A 13,798-nucleotide genomic window follows, 5' to 3' on the forward strand; every position below is an offset into this window, starting at 1 on the left:
GGCCTGACCCGTCAGCAGGGCATTTCCGGCAATGTTGGGGAACAGGCAGGCCAGTCACGGGTGCTCCGAGGGGGAAGAAGGTCTTACCTTGGAGGTGGTGACTGCTCTGTCACGTGGGTCCGGTTGATGGCGAAGCCGCCACAACATCCAGAGGCTGACCAGAATCAGCGGAATGCTGATCAGGTGCGTCTCGGTAAAGAGGCCGATGCCCGGCGCCTGGAGGCCCTGGTTGAGATACGTCTTGAGCGGCAGGGGGTTGAGGCGGAAGGTTTCCTCCCACCCGGCGCGCAGGATCGAGTACCACAGCCAGAACTGCCAGAAGGCCCAGCCCGCCTTGCGCGAGCGCAGCCAGAAGAAGGCGGCGACGGCCAGGATGATGCCGATGATGACCCCGTAAAGCTGCGTGAAGTGGACGGGCGCCGTCATCACGAGCTGCCCGCCGATCTCCTGACAGTACCTGGAGAGGTCCAGATCGGGGTTCGGGTTGGGGACGCACATGCCCTGGTGGAAGGCGCGGGCGGAGGCGGGCCAGTGGAACCCGATGGGCCAGCCGGTCACCCGCCCGACCGTGTCGGTGCCGTTCATGATGTTCCCGATGCGCCCGCCGATGATCCCAAAGGCCACGCCGGGGACACACAGGTCGGCGTACTGGTAGAAATTGAGCTTGTAGCGCCAGGTGTAGTACAGCAGCACCAGAATCCCACCGATCAGCCCACCGTGGATGGAGATACCACCCGCCCGCAGGTTGACGATGTCCAGCAGCACGCGCGGAAAGGGGATGCCCGCGAACTGGTGCCAGGAGGTCAGCACGAACACCAGCCGCGCCCCCACCAGCCCCCAGACGATCATCCACAGGATCATGTCGTTGAAGAGGTTCACGTTCAGGCCGCGCTCGCGGGCCAGCCGGGTACCCACCCACACGCCCGCCACGATGCCCAGCGTGATCAGCACGCCATACCAGGCAATCGTGAAACTGCCGATTTTCAGGAAAACAGGGTCCATTCCGCCTCCGCCTGGGCTGAGAAGGGTCAGCCCACCGCAACGGTACGGAGCGTCTGTAAAGTTGCTGTAAAGGTGCCGGGTAGGGGGTGGCTGCCCCGCTTTACAGGAACTTTACAGGGCCCCCGTATCTTCCAGGGGTGAAACGAAACCTTCTTTTGGTGGCCGTCCTCAGCGTCAGTGGGATGGGCTTCGCGCAGGGCAGCATGGGTGGAATGGATCACGGCACCATGGGCGGCATGTCGGGGCAAAGTGGCATGTCCGGTCAGAGTGGCATGTCTATGAAGATGGACATGAGCGGCCTGGAGAAGCTGGGGGGGAAGGCGTTTGACCGTGCCTTCCTGAGCATGATGATCCCGCACCACCAGATGGCCGTGGACATGGCCCGGGCGGTGCTGCCCGTCAGCAAGGATGCCAGCGTGAAGCGCTGGGCGAACGCGATCATCAAGGCGCAGGAGAGCGAAATCAAGCAGATGAACACACTGCTCAGGAGTTATGGCGGCAGTGACGCGGCCATGGCGAACATGATGAAGAGCAGCATGAGCGGGATGGCCGACATGGTGAAGAAGGCCAAGAACCCGGATGTGGCCTTCGTGCAGGGCATGATCCCCCACCACGTGTCCGCCATCGATATGGCCACCCTGGCGCTGCAGAAGAGCAGTGACGCCCGCGTCCTGAAGCTTGCCCGGGACATCGTGCGCGATCAGGCGACGGAAGTGCATGACTTCCGCCTGTGGCTGATCAAGCGCGGCGTGTAAAGCTTCCCTCTGACGTGCGTGCCTCCTTCCCGGGGCACGCGCTTTTTTCCGCGCTGCGCCGCGCGTTTGCCGGTCCGAGCCACCCAACCCGCCGTCACCTTTACGCAATCTTTACAAACCTGGGGCAAGCTGACACCCATTCATGCGTCGTCAACTTCTGCTTGCCCTCGTCCTGTCCAGTCTCCATGTCGCTGCCGCAGCGACGGTGAATGCGCAACCGGGCGACACACTGAACCGTCTGGCCGTACGGTACGGCACCACCCCTCAGGCCCTGGCGCGCGCCAACCCGACCCTGCCGCAGGGTGCCCTGAAGGCGGGGACGCGCGTGACGCTGCCGCCCCCAGCCACCCGGATGTGGACGGTCCGGCCCGGCGATACCCTCTCGGCGATTGCCCGGCGTGAGGGGACCACGGTGGACGCCCTGGTGGCGGCCAACCGCGGCCTGAACCCACAGCAGCCCCTGCAGGTCGGCCAGAAGCTCACCTTGCCGTCCCGGTTAGCCGCCGCGCCGCGGTCCGCCGCCACGCCCGTCGTCCGGCCAGCGTCCATTCGCGTCACGCCGGTCATGCCCGTGACCGGCCGCTTGACCACCCCCTTCCGTGACGGGCACGAGGGGGTGGACCTGGCCGCGCCCAGCGGCACGCCCATCCGCGCCGCCGCACCCGGCGTGGTGACCGAGTCCCGCTTCGACGCCCGGAGCGGCTGGGGTTGGACGGTCGTCGTGGACCATGGCAACGGCCTGCAGACCCGCTACAGCCATAATTCCGCAAATCTGGTCCCGGTGGGCCGCCGCGTGGAAGCCGGACAGGTGATTGGCCGCGTCGGGAGTACCGGCAACAGCACCGGCCCCCACCTGGATTACCGCGTGACGGTGCAGGAGCAGCCCATCAACCCGTTCAGCCTGGACTGATGCTGAAGCGGTGAGCCGGGGCGGGTGCTTGAGAAGACGTCGGGACCGGTATCCCCAAAATACCCCGACGAGACGCAACAGGAAGTGAATTCCGCCGTGATGGGAGGCTCCCCTGGGCAACCGTAGGATGCGCTGCTCGTCGGGGGTGAAGGCTGCAAGGTGGGCACTCGCGTACGCCGAAAGGACCAAAGCGCCGGTTGTCCCGGCGCAGGGCGTGCCAGCCCTCATGGGTGACGGTCCGGGCGCCCTGCGCGCGCTCCCAGAGTCCGCCCCGTAGGTCGGTTCGGACCTCCTCGCTCAGGTACACGGCGCGGTCGGCATGGAACGTCGTGGCCCGGCCCTCCAGGAACTCGTCGCGCAACGCCTGCTGCCGGACCCGCCACGCCTTGTCCCCCTCGCCCGCGAGGCGTGCCCAACGGGCGTCGTACTCCGCAGGATGGGGTTGACCTGGGGAAACTCCAGCACACGTCGGCGAGGCGGGGGTACGCCCCCGTGAGCCAGGCCGTGAGTTCTTGCAGCAGCACCTCGGGCGGCTGGGTGCGCAGCCGCTCGTCGCGCGGCACCTTGGGATCGGGCCACCGCTCGTCGGGTCCGGCGATCTTGCGGCTCTCCCGGTCCGGCCAGCGGGTGCCGAAGCGGCGCAGGATCACCGGGAAATTCAGGCGCAGCCCACGCGCCCCAGGATAGCGCCACGCCCCAGAGGGACTCGCCATCCAACCCGGCACCCACCGGCGGCCCCGGCTGGACATCACCGTCAAACTGCGCCTGCTGGACGGGCAGCTCGCCCTCATGCGACTCCTTGCGCGGGCGTTCCTCGACAGGCCCTGTCCCTTAAAGCGTCAGCAAGGCGGCAGGACCGGCGTCAGATCTGGCTGCCAAGCACGTTCAGGGTCAGCGCGAGGATCGCGACGTTGAACCAGAAGGCGGTCATGCCCTGCCACAACGCCACCCTGCGGATCACGGGGCTGGAGATCTCCACGTCCGAAACCTGGAAGGTCATGCCGATAACGAAGGCAAAATAGGCGAAGTCAAGGGCGGAGGGTGCCTTCGACCCGGGGAACTCCAGACCACCGTCCGGGCCCGCCTCCTCATCCCCATCGCTGTAGTAGAGATGCGCGTAGCGCAGGGTGTAGGTGGTGTGCGTCAGGAACCAGCCGCTCAGCACGGCGATCACGGCGACGGCGATGGCCAGCATGGGCGCCCCCGGCTCCAGGCGTTTGGCGTGCTCGATCACGATGGCCGAGGCGACGAGACTCACGAGGCTGGAGCCGAGAACAACGCCGTTCACGGCCGCGCGCCCGGGGTCTTCGGCAGCGGCAGCATAGCGGGTGCGCGCAGGCGACGAACGCAGGATGAACCGCCAGGTCAAGGCCAGCAAGGTGATCGCACCGGCGTCCCAGCCAGCGACGATCCGCACCAACCCGGACGAGGGGGCCGGGAGGACGAGGGCCACCGTGATTCCGGCGGCACTGGCGACGAGCAGACGTGACCAGGACCGCTGCCACTGGTCCTGCGTCTCCCGGAGGGGGGCAGGCTCAGGCATGGCCCGCGCTCCCCGGCATCAAGCCGTGGAAGGGTCCCAGGAGCAGAAGAGCCCGCTGTGCGCGACGGGTCTGAACTCCAGTCTCCCGCTTGCCGCCAGGACGCCGCCCAGGGGGATTGATCCCACCTTCACTGGCCTTCCAGGGTTCCAGCACGTTCAGGTCGGCGGGCTTCAGGAAGGCGGGCCGGGCGCTCTTGGCCTGTCCGGGCACGGCGCGCAGCGCACCTGGCATCAGGCCGGGGGCGTTCCCGCGCAGCGCCCTCAGCCCTGGAGGCACCCGCTGGCCCAGGCCCAGCCCCACCGCACTGAACATCACGTGCCGTCCCCTGCCTGGGGATCGTCCCGCCGCGTCTGCCGCTGCACTTCCGCGAGGTAGGGGTCGAAGGGTTCCTCCGTCACGTATGGGGCCGCCGCGCCCGCCGGTCGCCTGCACCGAAGAAAGCGCCACAGCACCGCACCTCCCGCGGCCAGGGCCACGATGGGTGCCCCCCACAGCAGGAGGTTGCTGCCCTCCTTCGGTGGGTCGAGCAGCACGAGGTTCCCGTACCGCGCCGCGAAGTAGTCATAAATCTCGCGGTCGCTGCGCCCCGCCGCCACCTGCTCCCGCACTTCCCGCAGCATCTGCGCACTCAGGTCATTGGTGCTTTCCGTGATGGGCAGGCCCGTGCAGATCGGGCAGCGCAGGTTGCGGCCCAGCCGCTCGGTCCGGGCCTCCTGCTCGGGCGTCAGGGCCAGGGAAGCCGACAGCAGGAGGCCACAGAACACGGGAAGCAGCCGGCGCTTCACAGGCCCGCCACCCCGATCTTCCGCAGCCCCACGTTCAGCCGCTCGCGGGTCAGCCCGCCGCGGTCCACGTACTGGATCACCCCCTGGCGGTCGATGAAGAACGTCTCGGGGATCCCGCCCACACCGTAATTGATGGCCGTTCTGGAGTTGGGGTCACGGAGGCTGGGATAGGCGAGGGCAAACTCGCGAATGAACTCGCGGGCGTTCTGCTCCTTCGTCTCCTGAAAGAGGACGCCGACCACTGCCAAGCCCGTTCCTCCCGCCTGCCGTTCGCTGAGTTCACGGAAGAGGGGCGCTTCCTGGCGGCAGGGGACACACCACGACGCCCAGAAGTTCAGCACCACCGGACGGCCCCGGAGGGACGACAGGCTCACCCTCGCCCCGTCCAGGCTGGTGAGGGCGAAGTCAGGGGCTGGTTTCCCCACGAGCGGGCCACCGGTGGTGGCGCTCCGATTGGGGCTCAGCAGCGCCGCCCCCAGCACGGTGACGACCCCGGCTGCCAGGAGAGGTGGGAGGAGACGCCGCCACAGGGGGACCGGCGGGACCACGCGAAGTTGAGGAGAGGATTTCGTCACAGGCATGTCCGATCTGGTGCAGAGGGCAAGGGCACGCCAGCCGTCCCGGGAACGGTCCGCAGGGCCGCCGACCCTGCTCTGGAGCCGCACGCCCGCTTCATTTGCCGATCAGTGTCCATGTGGCCCAGAGGGTCAGGCCTACGGCCAGGATCAGCAGAATGGCCAGCAGGGTCAGGAAAGGACCCCTGCCCTGGGGTTCGGCTGCTGGGGAGGTGACGGCGGTGTCCGCGACCGGCTCGCGGCTGGCGGACGTGGACAGGGGGCGTCTTGCGGAAGGGCCGGTTGCCCCACGCCCCTGCAGGAGAGGCTGGGGAGGGCTGGTCGGTCAGGGCGTTGTCTGGCAGCCCGGTCGGTGCGGGGTCAGTCAGATCTCGCGCTGGCGCGTTTGCCGGAACAGGCTGCCGGGAGACAGACTGGGCTTGTTCCGGGCCGTCTGGCCTGGCCGCTTCAGGGAGCGGGCACTCGGGGGCGGGCAGGACCTCGGGGAAGGGGCGGGCGGCATAGCCGAGCAGCAGCAGGTTGTCTTCCAGGACGGACCGTGACGTTCGCGTTTCGTCCAGTTCCAACCGGAGGTGCTGCGTCCGGGCATCCGCCTCGATCTTGCGGGCACCCGGCAGTTTGGCCACCATACGAACCACGTCCTGAACGCGGCTTTCACAGTCCATTCGGGGGACGTGATAGTCGAGGGGGTTCGCGGGGGAGGCCACGTTCCAAGCATATCTGAGTACCTGGTCATATGTGTAGAGGACATTGAACCCGGGAGAGGTGCGCAGCATCTGCGAGTCCCTGTGTTCCCGCCTGATCCCAGTCAACGGGTGTGGGCGACAACGGTCAGGAGGGTGGACCGCAGGATTGCCTCGGCCAGACCCCACACAGACGGCGTGGACAGTGCTGGCCGGCGCAACTTGTGCTGTCCTGCGCCGCTGGAAGGGAGGCGGGGAATTGCGCCATAACGGGTTGCGCGCGCCATGCCCAGGGTCCCGGTGGTCCTGGGCGATCCCGGTCCCCTTACTTCGGGAGGCGGGAGACATTCCGCATCCACCATTCCTCAGGGACGGCGCGGCTGCGGTTGGCCCACACGTCCTCGAAGCTGGCGCGCTGCTCGGTCACGGCCTGGGGGTCCGTGGTCGCGAGCATCGCCTCGTTCAGGCCAAGCGGTCCCCACGAGGAAAAGTGCAGGTTCATGCTCCCCGCCAGCACCATTCGGTCATCCACCGTCATGGCCTTGGTATGCAGGTTGAAGGTGACGTAGCGGGCCTCGAAGCGGTCCTCCAGGCCGCGCCGCCGTGCTTCCAGCCGCAACAGGGCCACGCCGCTGCGGTTCGCGGCCCGGTCGGTGCCGTAATCGACCATCAGGGCGCGAACCTTCACGCCGCGTTCCATCGCCGCCAGAAGGGCGCGGAAGTACGCGTGCCACTCGCCCACCGGGCAATCGTCGGGGTTCAGGTAGGCGTACCAGCACTTCAGGCTGGGGCTGACCTGTGCCTGCATCAGGTCCAGGCTCCGGCGCGCCGCACCGAACAGCGCCAGTTGCGCCCGGTCCGCCTGATCGAACCCCGGGCGGCGGTACAGCAGGAAGGCGCGCGCTTCCCCGGTCGCCGTCAGCACGCGGGCCGTGTCCGGATGGTTGGACGGCTCGGGCGGACCCAGGGTGCAGCGCCGCGCGACTTCCGCAGCCAGCGTGCTCTCCGGGCAGCGCACCTGCTGGGCGTTGCGCCACAGGTCGTCGAACACCGTCACGCCGTCCTGCGCTGCCGGTCCGCTCATCCGCAAGCCCAGATCGTGCAGGCTCTTTCCGCCCGGTTCCGTGTCCGGCAGGTGCCAGTCAGTGTAGTTGTACCCGGCGACCGTCACGTCCTGGCCGTCGATCACGTGCAGCTTCACGTGGCTGTGCGGAAAGTAGCGGTAGTTCGCCACCGCGAGTCGCCACCCCACCGCCGGGTCGTTCAGAGGAATGCCCAGCCGCGTGAGGTCCCGCACGAGTTCCAGCGGCTGCGTGGCCCCGTCGGGGCGTTTGAAGTCCGGAAAGCCGCCCAGCGCCACCCGCACCGTCATGCCCTGCGGGTACGCTGCGGGATTCGCACGTACCTTCAGGTACAGGTCCCGCACCGCCTGCGCGAAGGTCCAGCCGGGGTTCCCCTCGCCCGCGCGCCACTCCATGCTGGCCAGCAGCACTTCGGCCCGTGCTCCCCGGATCTGGTCCGCCGTTACGTCGAAGGCATCCGGTTGTGTGACGGTGCGCGGCGTTCGCAGGAAGCCCACGAACGCGTTCCCGCACGAGCGGTCCGGGCGCCCCCCCTCGGTCGTGACGCGCCACAGCGCGAGTTCCAGCGGATCAACCGGCCTGGAACAGGACAGGCCGGAAGGATTGAGGCTGGCGGTCGGGGGCACGCCGCCCAGCCCGATCGGGAATTCGGAGGCGTCCGCCAGCCCCCCCACGGTCAGCAGGAGCGTCAGAAACCAGTGCGGGACGCAGGAAAGCCCGCTCACCACCCGGAAGACACGCTGGTGCTTCATATGTGAACAAGTATTCAACAATCAGAGATCAAGGGTTGGATCGATCCTGCCCGCACCTGACAATGTGAGAAGAAGCTTTTTTCCCGAACGCGACGGGCCCAAGCTCCACCGCAAGGAGGTTCAGATGCCGGGACGTATTTACGGGCGGTGCTCCCACCTGGGGGCTTTCCCGGATGGGAGCGCCGTGAGGCGGGGTTTCTCGCTGCTGCTGTTGGTGTTCGTCCCGGCGGCCGCGACGGTCCTCGGCGGTTTCCTGGCCACACGCCGCCCCCATTCGGTGAAGGCTGGCGCTGCGCTTTTCAGCACTTCGCGGTGCTCGTCCGTAACCGGCTGCCCGAGATCAAGCAGGAACACCAGCCGCTGGGTGTCCTGCTGGGCTTGGTCCTGACCGTCCTGCTCGGCAGCCTGTCCGGCTTCGCGCCGGAGGTGAGCCTGTCCTTTGCTGGAGTAACCCTGCTGCACCTGGAGCCGAGGAGTGGCCTACCGAGGCGCACCAGATGACCGGACGGCCACTGCGGACTGCGCCTTTTTTCCCGGGCTTCCTGGCCATCTTCCTGATCGAGCTGCGGCGTCCCCGGAAGCCGGGGCGTGGCGCTCTCGTTCCTCGCCCCCAACGCCGCGAAGTTCGTGCCGGGTACGCCCCCGTCTGGACAGCGGACGCCTGGACCGGCCGCGAAGCCGGAGGTTGATGGCCAGGACACACGCCGCCGAACGTGCACACGGGGCATTCCTGCCAGCTTCAAACACCTGCGAGACGGGCGCCCCGTTTTGCAGGATCTCCTGTTGCCGCTGGCGAAATTGCCGGGCACCACTCCAAAAATTAGCTGCATGATTGCTCATTCATCCAAACTTGAGCCAACCTTGGTACCTTACCGCTCGTTCATGCGTAATCACCTACTCACCGCGCTGACGCTCCTGATGTTCAGTCTCGCTGCCGCCAAGACCGTCATCGTGCAACCGGGCGATACCCTCACCCGCCTCGCGGTGCGGTACGGCACGGCGCCGCAGGCCCTCCTTCAGGCCAATCCTGGATTGAACCCCGCGAAGCTGCGTGTGGGTGCAGCGCTCCGCCTGCCCGCCGTGCCAGCCCGGACCTGGACGGTCCGCCGGGGAGATACCCTGTCCCTGATTGCGCAGCGCAGCGGCACCACCCTGGGGGCCCTCTTGGGTGCCAACCGTGGGCTGAATCCCCAGGTGCCCCTCCAGGTGGGGCAGCGCCTCGGGTTGCCTGCTCCCACGACGGCCCGCACCGCCACCACCGCCGTCGTCCGCACGGCCTCCATCCGGGTGAACGCCGCGCTCCCGGTCCAGGGCCGCATCACCACGCCTTACCAGTCCGCTCACCCCGGCCTGGACCTCGCCGCCCCCGCCGGCACGCCCATTCGCGCCGCCCTCCCCGGCACCGTCGTGGAGTCCCGCTTTGACGGCCAGAGTGGTTGGGGCTGGACCATCGTGCTTGACCACGGCAACGGCATGAGCACCCGGTACAGCCACAACAGCGCCAACCTGGTCCAGGTGGGTGCGCGGGTCAAGGCTGGTGAGGTGATCGCCCGGGTCGGCAGCACCGGCAACAGCACCGGGGCCCACGTCGACTACCGCCTGTACCGGCAGGGTCAGGCGGTCAATCCCTTCAGCGTGCAGTGAAGCCAGGCGGCGGAGTCCAGCCTCCGTCGCTGGGATCCCCAGGACACTTCCCCCGGAGTTGGCGTCAGGGCGGCCGTCCAGCCTGCCTGCTGGTGAGACCGGCCCTCAGGCCACGTTTCGCTGAGGCCGAGGTGGAGTGGGGTCACCTCGCGCCGCGCCCCCGCTCCGGTCGCGGCACCGCAGGTTTGAAGAGCATCACGAGCAGGAGCGCGACCAGCAGCGACCTCACCGGCCTCCGGACCGAACCAGGGAATCCCCACTGTCCGCGTGACGAAGTACATTGCCGCGATCGCCAGGTTCCCCAGCACCCCTGCCCAGTAGTACGGCACTTCCAGCCTGCTGGAGCCCACCCGAGGGTGAGGGTCACTCTGGGCGGCCCGCGCCTCGAAGGAGCGCAGGAGCAGGAAGCCGCCCCACACGAACTGTGCCGCGGTGGCCACCAGGAAGAACAGGCCGTACCCGAACCACTCCGTGAAGTGCGCGCCGGTCACCCCGCCGTGCAGGACCGCCGCCAGCATGGAAAGGGCAGCCGCATAGGGAATCCGGCTGTCGGTGAAGGACAGAGTCTGTGCAGTCAAGATATGTCCCTTTCCGCCCCACCCGGGGGAGGCCAGCCCCACCTTTTCACATCGTGGGCCAAGGGGTCTGTGGGCCTCGCCTCGGCCGTCCCGTTTGGGTGGCCGGAAAGGTCAGAGCAGCCCTTGCAGCGACCGCAACAGTTCGTCCTCATCCAGGCGGCCCCGGCGCACGTCCCGGATGAACCCGTCCCGGTCGATAAAGACCGTGGTGGGGACAGGCAGGGCGTGGTACCGCCGCGCGATCGCCTGCCCCGGATCGAGCCCGGTCAAGGTGCTGAACGTGAACGCCGCGTCATACCGCCGCAGCTCATCCAGCGTGGCCTGCCCGTGTAGGCTGACGACCACCAGGCCGTGGGTCACGTACTCAAGCTGGTAGTGGCGCAGCAGGCGGTCGTTCTCCCGGCAGACGGCGCAGCCCACGTCGCCGAACTGTACGATGACCGCCTGACCCCGCAACTCGGCCAGGCTCACCCGCTCGCCACCCAAGTCGGTGAAGGTGAAGTTCGGGGCAGGACGCCGCAGGGCACCTGCCCCGCCCCCCGCGTAGGCCGGCAGGGGCGTGGCGAGGCTGACCAAGGCAAGCAGAACGAGCACACGCTTCATGGGATCCTCCGAAGAGCAGCGGGTTCCCTCAGCATAGCCAGTTCCACCCGTGGCGGCGAGCGGGCCGGGGACAGTCTGGTCTCGCGCCCTCGGCCCGTCCCAGGCAGCCCGTCCCCCCTGCGCCTCCGGCAAATGCCTTGCCTGCTTCAGGGCTGGGGGGCCATCACGTACGCCATCCCGCCCGCGTGGTTCAGCCACAACCGCTCGAAGGTGCTGCGGGGATAGATGCGCTTCACGTTGGCATCGCTCGGCGCGGCCGGGTCGTTGACCACCGGATTGCCCTGCGCGTCGAACCCGGTGAGGACCAGTAGGTGCCCGTCTGACCAGGCGAGCGGGGCGCCGGGCAACTCGCCCGCCTTGAACCGCACGCTGACGGCCAGCGGGAGGCCTTGACGGAGGTAGGCTTCCGCATCCCGCAAGCTGCCCAGGCGCGTGACGAACGCCTGCATCCCCTGCGTGCCCGCGTATGCCGTGTTGAAGGGCCAGTTGCCGAAGCCGCCGTACACCGCATCGAAGCTGCCCTTCGCGGCGTCCGGGACACGCACGGGGTTCTTCCAGAAGCCCAGGAGCATGCTGACACTGGTCGGGCTGCACCACACCGGCCCACCATCTGGGTAGATCATCTGCGAGAGTCCCGGCACCTTCAGCATCCGGTTCCAGGCGGCCACCTGCCCCGCCGCGCCCTGATCGCGGAAGCGCAGCGCCGTGTCCGACGTGTTGAAGGACAGCAGCCGCACCTGCGCGCCTGCCCCCACGGTCACCCGGTACTGAAAGGCGTCCGCACGAAAAGGCAGCGTCAGGGTGTCGGTGTTCAGCGTGCCGTCCGCCGTGCGCGTGACCCGGAGGCTCGCCCTTGGTCCACTCGCCCGCCACTCGCCGAAGCTGAAGTACCGGGTCCAGCGGCCATCCGGGCGGCGCACCCGCACCTCGACCATGACGGGGCTGGTGGCGGACCCCGTGACGTTCCAGCTCGGAATCAGCTCGTTAAAGGGCGGCACGGTGACGGCCGCGCTTTCCAGCCGGCCCCCCTGAAGCGGCGGGAGGGCGTGCCAGGTGGCCGGGACGCTGATCTGCGCCTGCGCGGCACGGATGGCGGGCGAGGGCGTGCCGAAGCTGGTCTGCTTCGCGTAGGGGGCGGCGGCCGCGCTCTCGAGCAGCAGACCAGGCAGGAGGATCCAGAAGGGCTTCACGGCCAGAGGCTACCGGGCAGGTGGCTCCGTTGGGTGACCGTGGTGCCCTTCAGGAGGTCCTGTTCACCGTCGTCCTGCGGCTTGCCCCAGGTTCAGCGGTGCAGGCCGCGACGTACCGCTTTGGAGACCTGAATTGGAGAACGGCTCACCAGACCCTGACACGCCTGGGCTGGCGCTTCGTGCGTCAAGCTGCTTATGGGGACCCTGGATGGATACCCGCCGTGGGCCACCCTCAAGGCCGACCTCCTGGGCCGACTGGCCGGGTCCTCCCGGAAGGCGATGGCCTCCCCCGGAGCGGACGAGGCGATCAAGGAGAGCCTGATGCCCCGGTATGGACTGTCGGCCTACCGCCAGATGTCCTTCCGCTTTCCCAGGGGAACAAGGACGTCGCGGCGTCCCTCCTCTGCGCTTGCCTGGTCCTATGCACGCGCTGACCGGCTGGCCTCCTCCCGCGTGTCACGCCCGGACGTCTGACCCAGGAAATGGGGCATACACTGCGCGGGTGCGCCGCCTTGCCGTTCCCGTGCTTGTTGTTCTGGCCGGCCTCGTCGCCCTGTCCGCTCCCGCTGTCCCGGCCCTCATCCGGTACGGCGCGCTGCCACGCCAAGCGGCGGGGCCAGTCACGGTGCTGCTCGCCGGCGTCACACCCCGGTACCAGGAAAATGCCGCGGTCTGGCCGTGGCCGGTGGCCCCGGAGGACTTTACCTTTCTGACGGACACCCTGATCCTCGCGCAGCTCTGGCCGGGCGGCACGGCCAACCTGCTGAGCATTCCACGGGACACCTGGGTCAACCTTCCGGGCCAGGGCCCGGGCAAGATCAACGGGGCCAACGTGAAAGGAGGGCCTGACCTGCTGGTCCGGGCCGTGCAGGAGTTGACGGGTGTGCCGGTGGACGCCTACGTCCTGCTGTCCCTCAATGCCGTGCGGGCCCTCACCGACGCCGCCGGCGGCGTGACGCTGGAGGTGCCCAAGCGCATGAAGTACGACGACAACGCGGGCAAGCTGCACATCGATCTCCAGCCCGGGCGGCAACATCTGAACGGGCAGCAGGCTGAGGGCTTCCTGCGGTTCCGGAAGGACAACCTGGGCGACATCGGGCGGGTCCAGCGGCAGCAGCTCTACCTGACAGCGCTGGTGCGCCGGGTCAAGAACCCGCTGAACTGGTGGCGGCTGCCCGCCATGGTGGGTGCCCTGGACCAGAACACGAAGACGAACCTGACCCGGGCGCAGGTGGGCGCGCTGCTGGGCGCGGCGCTGAGCGGCCTGAAGGTGAACACGCAGACCCTCCCGGGGACCTTTGGGGAGGGCGGCACCTGGGTGGCCGACCATCCCGCACTGCACGCCCTGGTCGAGGCGCGTTTCCGGGACCCGAACGACCCGCGCACGCTGACCGTCGCGGTGGTGAATGTCGGCGCGCCTGACGGCAGCGCGCGCCGCCTCCAGGCAAAGCTGGAAGCCCTGGGCTACCAGAAGGTCATCATCTCCAATGGCCTGCGCGCCAAGGGGCCGACCACCCTCACGGGAAAGGCGGCGGCGGCCGTGTTGCGGGACGTGGGCTCCGGGCGGGTCACGCAGGAGGAAGGTTTGCCCGGCGCGGACGTGACGGTGCGTCTGGGGAACGACGTGGAGGAACAGTGAGTGGGCTGCGGCGGGAATGCCCCTGTTCCGCTGGCTGACGCTTCAAGTGGGACGAA

At 68.3% G+C, this 13,798-nt stretch carries 14 protein-coding genes; 5 read left to right on the forward strand and 9 right to left on the reverse strand.

The annotated features are described in order from the left end of the window. Positions 1-54 precede the first annotated feature (54 nt). Complete coding sequence (gene lgt, locus EI73_RS13530) at positions 55-1,002, reverse strand: prolipoprotein diacylglyceryl transferase (RefSeq protein ID WP_034388548.1); 948 nt, start codon at positions 1,000-1,002, stop codon at positions 55-57. 137 nt (positions 1,003-1,139) lie between these two features. Here lgt and EI73_RS13535 point away from each other — a divergent pair, with 137 nt between their 5' ends. Both EI73_RS13535 and EI73_RS13540 read left to right on the forward strand, forming a co-directional pair. Next, on the forward strand, positions 1,140-1,757 hold the full coding sequence (locus tag EI73_RS13535) for a DUF305 domain-containing protein (protein ID WP_034388550.1): 618 nt from the start codon (positions 1,140-1,142) through the stop codon (positions 1,755-1,757). Between the two features lie 142 nt (positions 1,758-1,899). Then, positions 1,900-2,667 carry a M23 family metallopeptidase gene (locus tag EI73_RS13540; protein ID WP_034388552.1) on the forward strand — a complete coding sequence of 256 codons (768 nt, stop codon included), beginning with the start codon at positions 1,900-1,902 and terminating at the stop codon, positions 2,665-2,667. 862 nt (positions 2,668-3,529) lie between these two features. Here the strand turns inward: EI73_RS13540 and EI73_RS13545 are convergent. The 5 genes from EI73_RS13545 to EI73_RS13565 form a co-directional block, all read right to left on the reverse strand. Then, positions 3,530-4,210, reverse strand: a complete 681-nt coding sequence (locus EI73_RS13545) for a DUF1345 domain-containing protein (RefSeq protein WP_051935622.1) — start codon at positions 4,208-4,210, stop codon at positions 3,530-3,532. Then, complete coding sequence (locus EI73_RS13550) at positions 4,203-4,526, reverse strand: hypothetical protein (protein ID WP_156103609.1); 324 nt, start codon at positions 4,524-4,526, stop codon at positions 4,203-4,205. Before EI73_RS13550 ends, EI73_RS13545 begins: the two co-directional genes overlap by 8 nt. Continuing rightward, positions 4,523-4,996, reverse strand: coding sequence for a cytochrome c-type biogenesis protein (locus EI73_RS13555; protein WP_051935623.1), 474 nt, complete (start codon positions 4,994-4,996; stop codon positions 4,523-4,525). Before EI73_RS13555 ends, EI73_RS13550 begins: the two co-directional genes overlap by 4 nt. Further along, a complete protein-coding gene (locus tag EI73_RS13560; protein ID WP_051935624.1) occupies positions 4,993-5,577 on the reverse strand; it encodes a TlpA family protein disulfide reductase in 585 nt (194 codons plus the stop codon). The genes EI73_RS13555 and EI73_RS13560 overlap by 4 nt, the downstream gene beginning before the upstream one ends. A gap of 1,002 nt (positions 5,578-6,579) precedes the next feature. Then, positions 6,580-8,088, reverse strand: coding sequence for a phospholipase D-like domain-containing protein (locus tag EI73_RS13565; protein ID WP_051935625.1), 1,509 nt, complete (start codon positions 8,086-8,088; stop codon positions 6,580-6,582). 312 nt (positions 8,089-8,400) lie between these two features. Between EI73_RS13565 and EI73_RS15710 the strand changes: the two genes are divergently transcribed. Continuing rightward, positions 8,401-8,589 carry a hypothetical protein gene (locus EI73_RS15710; RefSeq protein ID WP_051935626.1) on the forward strand — a complete coding sequence of 63 codons (189 nt, stop codon included), beginning with the start codon at positions 8,401-8,403 and terminating at the stop codon, positions 8,587-8,589. A 381-nt stretch (positions 8,590-8,970) separates the two neighbouring features. After that, positions 8,971-9,732 carry a M23 family metallopeptidase gene (locus EI73_RS13575; protein WP_034388560.1) on the forward strand — a complete coding sequence of 254 codons (762 nt, stop codon included), beginning with the start codon at positions 8,971-8,973 and terminating at the stop codon, positions 9,730-9,732. On the opposite strand, the gene EI73_RS13580 is transcribed toward EI73_RS13575, so the two are convergent. The 3 genes from EI73_RS13580 to EI73_RS13590 all read right to left on the reverse strand — a co-directional run bounded on the left by EI73_RS13580 (position 9,702) and on the right by EI73_RS13590 (position 12,103). Further along, positions 9,702-10,310: a hypothetical protein gene (locus tag EI73_RS13580; RefSeq protein ID WP_156103610.1), complete on the reverse strand. Its 609-nt coding sequence runs from the start codon at positions 10,308-10,310 to the stop codon at positions 9,702-9,704. The genes EI73_RS13575 and EI73_RS13580 overlap by 31 nt on opposite strands. 111 nt (positions 10,311-10,421) lie before the next feature. Further along, positions 10,422-10,913, reverse strand: coding sequence for a TlpA disulfide reductase family protein (locus tag EI73_RS13585; protein ID WP_034388566.1), 492 nt, complete (start codon positions 10,911-10,913; stop codon positions 10,422-10,424). Positions 10,914-11,059: 146 nt separating this feature from the next. Further along, positions 11,060-12,103 carry a peptidase C39 family protein gene (locus EI73_RS13590; protein WP_231557358.1) on the reverse strand — a complete coding sequence of 348 codons (1,044 nt, stop codon included), beginning with the start codon at positions 12,101-12,103 and terminating at the stop codon, positions 11,060-11,062. A gap of 502 nt (positions 12,104-12,605) precedes the next feature. Here EI73_RS13590 and EI73_RS13600 point away from each other — a divergent pair. Beyond that, a complete protein-coding gene (locus EI73_RS13600; protein WP_034388573.1) occupies positions 12,606-13,742 on the forward strand; it encodes an LCP family protein in 1,137 nt (378 codons plus the stop codon). Positions 13,743-13,798: the final 56 nt, after the last annotated feature.

The sequence above is a fragment of the Deinococcus sp. YIM 77859 genome (assembly GCF_000745175.1).
In the GTDB taxonomy this organism is placed as follows: domain Bacteria; phylum Deinococcota; class Deinococci; order Deinococcales; family Deinococcaceae; genus Deinococcus.